Origin of the sequence: Rhodococcus sp. NPDC056960, from assembly GCF_042674125.1 — a bacterium.
Lineage (GTDB): Bacteria > Actinomycetota > Actinomycetes > Mycobacteriales > Mycobacteriaceae > Rhodococcus_F.
In genome coordinates, this window is record NZ_JBHURF010000025.1 from 131260 (window position 1) to 139820 (window position 8561).

The 8561-nt window shown below is 68.4% G+C and carries 10 protein-coding genes; 4 read left to right on the plus strand and 6 right to left on the minus strand.

All coding sequences use genetic code 11. The features are described from left to right. The first annotated feature begins 5 nt into the window (after window positions 1-5). The 3 genes from ACFTWF_RS33490 (at window position 6) to ACFTWF_RS33500 (ending at window position 1784) form a co-directional block, all read left to right on the plus strand. Complete coding sequence (locus ACFTWF_RS33490; RefSeq protein ID WP_378465383.1) at window positions 6-812, plus strand: class I SAM-dependent methyltransferase; 807 nt, start codon at window positions 6-8, stop codon at window positions 810-812. A 105-nt stretch (window positions 813-917) separates the two neighbouring features. Beyond that, window positions 918-1556, plus strand: coding sequence for an RNA polymerase sigma factor (locus tag ACFTWF_RS33495; RefSeq protein ID WP_378465384.1), 639 nt, complete (start codon window positions 918-920; stop codon window positions 1554-1556). A 3-nt stretch (window positions 1557-1559) separates the two neighbouring features. Further along, window positions 1560-1784 (plus strand): anti-sigma factor family protein, encoded by a 225-nt coding sequence (locus ACFTWF_RS33500; protein WP_378465385.1) that lies wholly within the window; start codon window positions 1560-1562, stop codon window positions 1782-1784. A gap of 5 nt (window positions 1785-1789) precedes the next feature. Here ACFTWF_RS33500 and ACFTWF_RS33505 read toward each other — a convergent pair whose 3' ends face one another. Continuing rightward, window positions 1790-2215, minus strand: coding sequence for a nuclear transport factor 2 family protein (locus tag ACFTWF_RS33505; protein ID WP_378465386.1), 426 nt, complete (start codon window positions 2213-2215; stop codon window positions 1790-1792). A 40-nt stretch (window positions 2216-2255) separates the two neighbouring features. Here ACFTWF_RS33505 and ACFTWF_RS33510 point away from each other — a divergent pair, with 40 nt between their 5' ends. Beyond that, the gene (locus ACFTWF_RS33510) at window positions 2256-3101 is read left to right on the plus strand and encodes an ArsR/SmtB family transcription factor (protein WP_378465387.1); all 846 of its coding nucleotides are present in this window, start codon (window positions 2256-2258) and stop codon (window positions 3099-3101) included. On the opposite strand, the gene ACFTWF_RS33515 is transcribed toward ACFTWF_RS33510, so the two are convergent. From ACFTWF_RS33515 to ACFTWF_RS33535, 5 genes are all read right to left on the minus strand, one after another. Next, the gene (locus ACFTWF_RS33515; protein WP_378465388.1) at window positions 3073-3546 is read right to left on the minus strand and encodes a DUF1931 family protein; all 474 of its coding nucleotides are present in this window, start codon (window positions 3544-3546) and stop codon (window positions 3073-3075) included. The genes ACFTWF_RS33510 and ACFTWF_RS33515 overlap by 29 nt on opposite strands. A gap of 58 nt (window positions 3547-3604) precedes the next feature. Beyond that, the gene (locus tag ACFTWF_RS33520) at window positions 3605-4969 is read right to left on the minus strand and encodes an MFS transporter (RefSeq protein ID WP_378465389.1); all 1365 of its coding nucleotides are present in this window, start codon (window positions 4967-4969) and stop codon (window positions 3605-3607) included. Between the two features lie 46 nt (window positions 4970-5015). Next, window positions 5016-5777 (minus strand): SDR family NAD(P)-dependent oxidoreductase, encoded by a 762-nt coding sequence (locus ACFTWF_RS33525; protein ID WP_378465390.1) that lies wholly within the window; start codon window positions 5775-5777, stop codon window positions 5016-5018. Next, window positions 5770-7161: a protoporphyrinogen/coproporphyrinogen oxidase gene (locus ACFTWF_RS33530; RefSeq protein WP_378465391.1), complete on the minus strand. Its 1392-nt coding sequence runs from the start codon at window positions 7159-7161 to the stop codon at window positions 5770-5772. Before ACFTWF_RS33530 ends, ACFTWF_RS33525 begins: the two co-directional genes overlap by 8 nt. A gap of 23 nt (window positions 7162-7184) precedes the next feature. Then, window positions 7185-8561: FAD-dependent oxidoreductase (locus ACFTWF_RS33535; protein ID WP_378465392.1), on the minus strand; the 1377-nt coding region annotated here is incomplete at its 5' end.

An 8561-nucleotide genomic window follows, 5' to 3' on the forward strand; every position in this document is an offset into this window, starting at 1 on the left:
GTCGCATGCCCGCTGAACCACCTCCGCCGCATCGGGCCCGTGCCATGGCGGAGTCGTTCGGCGTCGACGCCGCGCGCTACGACCGGACCCGGCCTCCCTACCCGGACGATCTGATCCAGCGGATCGTGTCCGCCGGTCCCGGGCTCGACGTGCTCGACGTCGGGTGCGGGACGGGCATCGCCGCCCGCCAGTTCCGCGCGGCAGGGTGCCGGGTGCTCGGCGTCGAGCCCGACCCCCGGATGGCCGACTTCGCGCGGCGCAGCAGTGGCGTCGACGTGGAGGTGGCGACGTTCGAGGACTGGGATCCTGCCGGGCGGACGTTCGATGCGGTGGTCGCCGCGACTGCGTGGCATTGGGTCGATCCGGTCGCCGGAACGGTGAAGGCGGCGCAGGTGTTGCGCCCCGGTGGCCTGCTCGCCATGTTCTGGCACGTGTTCGAGACCCCGCCCACCGTGGCCGACGCCTTCGCGGCGGCCTACCGGCGAGTGGTGCCCGACTCACCGTTCCCGATGCCGCCGTCGGGGCCCACCCTGAACATGTATCAGGCGATTTTCGACAAGGCCGCCGACGGGTTCCGCGGAGTGCGCGGGTTCGGTGCCCCCGACCAGTGGCGCTTCGATTGGGAACGGACGTACACACGAGACGAATGGCTCGACCAGTTGCCGACGTCCGGCGCACTCACCCGGCTGCCACCGGACGACCTGGCCCACATGGAGGACGCCGTAGGCGGCGCCATCGACGCGTTGGGCGGCAGTTTCACGATGCCGTATGCCACGGTTGCGGTCGTCGCGGCGCGAACGAGCGCCGGCTGACCCGGGAACGATCGACGGCCGCCGTCCTGGTCAGTAGGGTGGAATGTCATCCGGTCGCTACGGCGGCCACCCTTCCGGAGCGACTCGATCGCGGAGGAGGAGCGGATGACGGAGACCGACACCTCTCACGAGGAACGCCTCGTCGACTCGTTGCGTGCGCGGGACGAGGCGGCGTTCGCCGAACTGGTCGACCGGCACACCCCGATGATGCTGCGCGTGGCGCGCGGATACGTGGCGAGTAGCGAGGTCGCCGAGGACGTCGTCCAGGAAACGTGGATCGCCGTGCTCGAGGGCATCGACCGATTCGAAGGCCGTTCGACGCTGCGCACCTGGCTGTTCCGGATCCTCGTCAACATCGCCAAGAAACGGGGTCTGCGGGACCGGCACTATTCCGACGCCACCCTCGCCGCGTTCACGGGCGGCGCCACCGTCGACCCGGCCCGATTCCGGCCGGACGCCGATCCGGAGTATCCCCATCATTGGGCGAACCCGCCGGCCAGTTGGCCGCGAACCCCGGAGGGCTCGATCCTCGGCGCGGAGGTCTTCGACGTCACGAGCAGGGAACTCGAGAACCTCCCCGACCGGCAGCGGACCGTCGTCGTGCTGCGTGACGTCCTCGGCTACGACGCCGAAGAGGTGTCCTCGATGCTCTCGATCACGCCGGCGAACCAGCGCGTGCTGCTGCACCGGGGCCGCGCGCATGTGCGCCAGGTCCTCGAGGATTATCTTGGAACGGGAGCGTGAAACATGGACTGCCAGGATCTCGTCGAACTCGTCACGGCGTACCTCGAGGACGAACTCGACCCGGATGCCCGGGCCCGTTTCGAAACGCACCTCGACATCTGCACAGGATGCGCCAACTATCTCGACCAGATGCGGCAGACGGTGGACACCCTGGGTTCGCTGCCCGCGGAGAAACTCGATCCGGCACTGCGGGACCGTCTGCTGAACGCGTTCCGTGAATGGCGCTGACGGCATCAGTCCGGACGGTGGTAGCCGTCGTTGATCAGCACGTCGACGCCGCGCCAGCCCCAATACACCCGGTGCGCCCGGATCAGTCCGTCCTCGATGTCCATGACCTCGACGAAGTCCATCTGCTCGCCGTCCGGCGTCGCGCGCGGGTACTCCCAGGTGGCTCGGCGACCGTCGGTGAAGAAACCCTGCCGGTGGTAGTGGCGGGTGTCGGGGGTGCGCGCGACCACCTGCGCCAGGAACGGGCGCAGCTCGCCGTGGCCGCGAACGATGCCGGGGCCGCCGGTGATGTGCGCGACCACCGGGCTCTCCAATGTGGCGTCCGGTGCGTAACAGGCCAGGAGTCCGTCCAGATCGTGTGCGGCCAGGGCCCGCTCCCAGGTCTGTGTCACGGCCTCGATCGCGGTGTCGTCGTCTCGCGTGATGTCCATAAAACCAGTGTGCTGCCGGAATATTTCGGTGTGGCCCGAAATGTTCCGGACCTACCCTGGTGACATGGTCCTCCGCTCCGGAACCGACGCGGCCGCCGGTGATGCCGACGTCGCCCGGATCGCCGCGTTGATCGGTGACCGAACCCGATCCCGCGTCCTCATGGCGCTCGCCGACGGGCGTGCGCTGCCGGCCGGTGTGCTGGCCTCCGAGGCCGGGGTCAACGCGTCCACCATCAGCGAGCACCTCACCCGACTGGTGGACGCCCACCTGCTCACGGCCGAACGATCCGGTCGTGCCCGCTACTTCCGCCTGGCCGACCCCTCGGTCGCCGAAGCGCTCGAGGCGATCGCGCGGATCTCCCCACCCGAACCGATTCGCTCGCTCCGCCAAGGGACCCGCGCCCACGCGCTGCGTCGCGCCCGCACCTGCTACAACCACCTCGCCGGACGCCTCGGTGTCACCGTCATGGCCGCACTGCTGGACGAGGGACTGCTCACCGGTGGGGACGGGCGCCATCACTCCGAACGGGACGGCACCGACCACCTGTCCGCTCCCGGCACCGACCTCACCTACCGGCTCACCGCCCGCGGCCGCAACGGGCTGACCGCGTTCGGCCTGGATCTGCCCGCACCCCGCCGGGAACCGCAGGCGATCCGCTACTGCGTGGACTGGTCCGAACAGCGTCATCACCTCGCCGGACCCCTCGGTGCCGCACTGACGCAGCGGATGTTCGACCTGGACTGGTTGCGCCGCACCGGCCAACGCCGAGTCGTGTATCTGACCGAACCCGGACGTCGCGGCCTGCACGACACATTCGGTGTGCCCGAGGACTGGGACGACCTCGATTCCGGCGATGTCAGAGGTACAGGTCGGCGATCGCGCTGATCGTCGACCAGTGTCGGCCGTGGGACCGCAGAAACCGCACGTCGGGGTACACGGCGCGGAAGGTCAGTGCGAGCGTTGCACTCAGTCCGCCGGTGACCTCGGGGAGCCGCGCTTCGGTGTCGAGGGCCAGGGCCCGGTCGAGGGGTGGGTAGGTTGCCAGCCGCGCCAGAATCGGTTCGACCCGCAGCCGGGGACCGAGTTCGCGGAACAACCCGATGTTCTCCTGCAGCCCCTTCGTGATCGGGAGGTCGGTGACGTCGATGACGGGACGGTGCTGGGCCGCGGCGCCCTGCTGCGCGACGAGGAGCAGGTCGTAGAGCTTGCCGGTGACGATGTCGTCGAACGGACGAAAATCGTCGCGGCCGACACCCACCCCGGCGACCACCCGGAAGATGTCCTGGAACTGGTCGAACGGCATCACCGTCACGGATCCCGCAGTCTCCACCCGGTGATCATCCTCCCGTCGCGGCGGGTCGGGGAAGTCACCGGGTGGAGACTGGGTGTCAGTGGGCGGCGCTGTCGACCGCCCGCGCCTCGGCGTGGCCCAGACCGGACGCCTCCTGCAACGACCGGCCCTTCGTTTCCGGGGCCCAGGCGATGCAGACGATCAGACCGGCGAGGGTGATGCCCGCGCCGAGCAGCATCGTGGTGCCCAGACCCAGGTGGTCGAGGCCGATCGGCAGCAGATACGTCCCGACCGCGGCTCCGATCCGGCTGGCGGAAGTCGCGATTCCGACGGCGGTGCCCCGGATTTCGGTCGGGAACAGCTCGGTCGGGTACGCCCATTCGAGAATGCTGGGCCCGCCGGAGAACAGCGCGTACAGGCAGAAGCAGGCGACGACGATCGGCGCAGCCGCATACGGTGCGAGCCCCAGGATGGTCAGCGGGATGATCATCAGCGCGAACGACCAGATGATGAGGGGCCGGCGGCCGACCCTGTCGATCAGCTTGATCGCCGGGACCAGACCGACCAGGAAGACCAGGCTGATCAGCAGCGAACCGAGCACGGAGTCCTCGGACATGTCGAAGGCGGCGAGGATGGTCGGGCCGAACGTGTACAGCGCGAACAGCGGGATGATCTGGAACGTCCAGAACAGGGTGACGAACAGGGTGCGCTTCCCGTACGGCTTCCGGAACGAGCTCCAGAAGTTCATGCCGGTGGGGGTTTCCTGCTCGGCGAGCAGGTCGAGTTCACGCTCGCTGGGTGCGCGCCCGAGAGCGGCGGTGATGTTCTCGCGGGCCTGGTCGCGGTGTCCGTTGCTGATCAGCCAGCGCGGTGATTCCGGGGTGCCGTGGCGGGCGATCATGATCACCAGAGCGGGAACCGCGGCACTGGCCAGAACCCAGCGCCAGGCGTCGTCACCGAGTGCCTGCACGAACAGGTAGCCGACGACGTAGGCGGCGGACGCGCCGATGAACCACCACGCCATCAGCAGGCCCATGCAGCGGCCGCGTTCCTTGCGTGGCAACCATTCCGACAGCATCGCCGTGGCGATCGGATAGTCGGCGCCGATCGCGATGCCGAGTATCAGCCGCACCGCGATCAGCTGCCACCCCTCGTGCACGAAGAGGCACAGAATCGAGCCCACCAGCAGTGCGGCGAGATCGACGGTGTACATGAGCTTACGGCCGATGACGTCGGTGAGCCGGCCGAAACCGATTCCGCCGATGAACAATCCGATGAGGGCTGCGGCACCGACGATGCCGAGTTCGGTCGACGTCAGGTGCAGTTGGTTCTGGATGCCGACGATGACGACACCGATGTTGCCGAGAATGTAGCCGTCGAGGAACGGTCCACCTGAGGACAGCAGGACGAGTTTGCGGTGGAACTTTCCGTAGGGTGCTTCGTCGATCACGGAATAGGTCATGGTGCTCATCTCCCGGTGTGGGTGAGTCGAGGGGTGGGGGTGGAGATCAGTCCGACGTGGTCCACGGGTTGCGGGTTCCGACAGTCCATCCCCCGTCGACGAGGATCTCGGATCCGCTGCAGTAGGAGCTGTCGTCGGAAGCGAGGAATGCTGCAACCGTGGCGATTTCGCGCGGCTGGCCGATCCGTCCGAGCGGGGCCTTGGAGTATTCGGTGGGGACGGCGCCCTGCGGTGCACCCATCTCGGTCGCCACCCCGCCCGGGTGAATCATGTTGACGCGGATGCCCTTCGGTCCGAGTTCGCCGACCGCGGCCTTCGACATCGCCAGCAGCGCCGACTTGGTCGACGCGTACGCGGCGGTGTAGTCGAGTGGCGCGAACGAGGACACCGAGACGATGTTGACGATCGAGCCGCGCCCGATCTCCGCCATGTGCGGAGCAACAGTTTGCATGCCGAGGAACACGCCGATCTGGTTGACCTCGATGATGCGCCGGTAGCGCTCGACGGGTGTCTCGGTGATGGGGTTCTGGTAGTAGATGCCGGCGTTGTTGATCAGCACGTCGACGTGCCCGAACGCCTCGATGCCTGCGGCGAGGGCGTCCTTCCACTGCTGGGGGTCGCTGACGTCGAGGTGGACCGCGACGGCCCGGTCGGCGCCGATGTCGGCGACCAGTTTCGCGGCTTCGTCGTCGAGGATGTCGGCGACGACGACCTTGGCGCCGCGTTCGGCGAACAGCCGAGCCTCGGCCTCCCCTTGTCCGCGGGACCCGCCGCTGATGAGGGCTACTTTGCCGGTGAGGTCAGCCATGGTTTTCTCCGATCACGGATGCTTCGACGGGTCGCACGGCGCCCGGGGTGGCGAGTGCGCTGAGAATGTCTTGGGCGGCAGCGAATCCGGACTGCACGGCCGTCTCGGTGTACCAGGTTCCGAGGAAGTCGCCGGCGAGCATGATCCGGCTGCCGCGCCGGGTGAGGGTGGGCTGCAGCTTGCCGCGGCCGGGGAAGCAGTACGCCAGGCCGTGCGGCCACCGCTGCACGACGGCCTCGTCGACCAGTCCCGGGAATCCGGGGAAGATGTCGTCGAGGTCCTGGTAGTAGGCGTCGAGGATCTCCTCGTCGCTGCGGTCGATGAGGGGGCGTGCGAAGCGGGCCGGGGAGAACGCCATGATGCTGCTGCCCTTGCCGCGGAACGGTTCCGCGGCGCGGGTGGTGTTCGACATGTTGAAGAAGACGTTGAACGCGCGCTTGGGAGTGGCGATCGCGTAGGACGAGTCCCACCGTTGCGGGGTGGTTTCGTTGGTCAGGAACGCGGCGCTGACGTAGGGGCCGTAGACGATCTTGCTCAGCGCGTCGCGGACATCCGCCTCGAGGTCGGGGGCGATTTTCGAGGTGACCGGCGCGGTGGTCGCGAGTACCGCGTACCGGGCCTTGGCCTCGTGGTCCTTGCCGTCGTGCCGGTAGCGGACGATCACATGGTTCTTGCCGTGGATCACTTCGGTGACCTCGGCACCGATCCTGGCCGACGCGCCCAGTCCGGCACCGATGGTTTCGGTGAGCGTCGACGGTCCGCCGACGATGTTGCGGCACAACCCGCCGCTGCGATCCCAGACCAGGTGGAAGTAGCCGACACCGGCGCCGGCGGAGACCTGCTCGGGGTCGCCCGCGGAGCGACTCACGGTGGGACGGAACAGGGCGTCGGCGTCGTTGGGCAGGTCGCCGACGAAGTCGCTGAAGGTGCGATCGCCGAGGAAGTCGTAGATCCGCTGCTGACGGACCCGGTAGTCCTCACCGTCGCGGGGCGCGGACACCTTGGCGTACTTCATCACCGCCATCCGGACCTTGACTCCGGCGCGCAGCAGGGCGGCCCGGTCGGACCAGGACATCGGTACCCGGAACGGATAGGTCTCCACCCGTCCGGACGTCAGCAGTGTGCCGTTCATCGCCAGCCCGGCGAGGCTGCCGGGCACCGGCGTCGAATCGATGCCGACCGAACTCATCAGGTCACCGGTGGCGGTTCCGGGGCCGTTGTAGACGTGCGCGCCCCAGTTCAACCAGTAGTCACCGCGTCGTTCGGAGCGGATCCGGCCGCCGAAGCGGGGTTCCTTCTCGAGCAGCAGGACGTTGCGGTGCCGAAGCCGGTGGGCGGCCGAGAGGCCGGCGAGTCCACCGCCGACGATGATTGCGTCGTACATGGTGTCTTCTTTCGCTGTGAGGTTCAGATCGCCAGGCAGAGGCGGTTGGCGTCGAGGATGGCGGCGTGGATGTTGCGGCTGGAGACGGCGTCGCCGATGCGGAAGAGCTGAAAGGTGCTGTCCGCGTTGTGCACGAGGGTTTGTGGTTGCAGGCGCAGCAGGGCGTCCTGGTCGACGGCCCCGTGGTTGCGGGAGGCGTCCTTGAGGTCGAAGTAGACGTCGTCGACGGGGATGGTGCCGTGCTCGACGACGACCTGGTCGACGGTGCGGGTGACAGTGGTGTGGGCGTATTCGTCTTCGAGGGTGACCGTCAGCCGGCGGTCGGCGTCCCGGGCAACCTTGGTGACCCTCGTGTTGAGGGTGGTGCGCACCGCGTGTTCGGCGAAGTTCTTCAGATACGCCGGGTAGTTCGACCCGCCGACGAGCGGGGCCACGATGCGTTCGGGGGTGACGACCTCCACCTGCGCGCCGGTGTCGGCGATGACCTCGGCGGCGCTCATCGCCTGGTGGTCGCCGTTGTCGTCGAACACCAGCACCGACTTGCCGGGTTTCACCTCGCGGGTGAGGATCTGCCAGGTGTCGGTGATCAGATTCGCCGGTCCGTCGACGATGTCGGTGTTCGGGATGCCGCCGGTCGCGACGATGACCACGTCCGGGTTCTCGGCCACAATGTCGGCGGCCTCGGCGTAGGTGTTGTACCGGATCGTGACGCCGAGCCGGGCGCATTCCTGCACCCGCCAGTCGACGATGCCGATCAGGTCCCGGCGCCGTTCGGGGGCGGCGGCGATGGCGATCTGCCCACCGGGGTTGCTGGCGGCCTCGAGGACGGTGACGGTGTGACCGCGCTCGCCGAGCACGCGGGCGGCTTCGAGGCCGGCCGGGCCGGCGCCGACCACCACCGCCGTCTTCTTCTCCGCTGCGGGGGGAACGAGGTGCGGCAGTTGGGCTTCCCGGCCGGTGGCCGGGTTGTGCAGGCACAGGGCCTCGCCGCCCTGGTAGATCCGGTCGATGCAGTACCCGGCGCCCACGCAGGGGCGGATCCGGTCCTCCTCACCGTCATGGACCCGTTGCATCAGGTGCGGGTCGGCGATGTGCGCCCGGGTCATGCCGACCATGTCGAGCAGGCCCTCGCTGATCGCGTAGCGGGCGGTGGCCAGGTCCGCGATCCGCCCGGCGTGCATCACCGGGATGTCGAGTTGCCGTTTGACCTCCCCGGCGAAGTCCAGATGCGCGGCCGCCGGGGTGCCCATCGGGGCGATGATCTTCGCCAGGTTGTGGTCGGTGTCCAGGTTCCCCTTGATCACACTGAGGAAGTCGATGCCCTCCGCCGACAGCCGGCGCACCGCCTCGACCCCCTCGGCGACCGCGTGACCGCCGGCGCGTTCGTCGTCGAGTCCCAT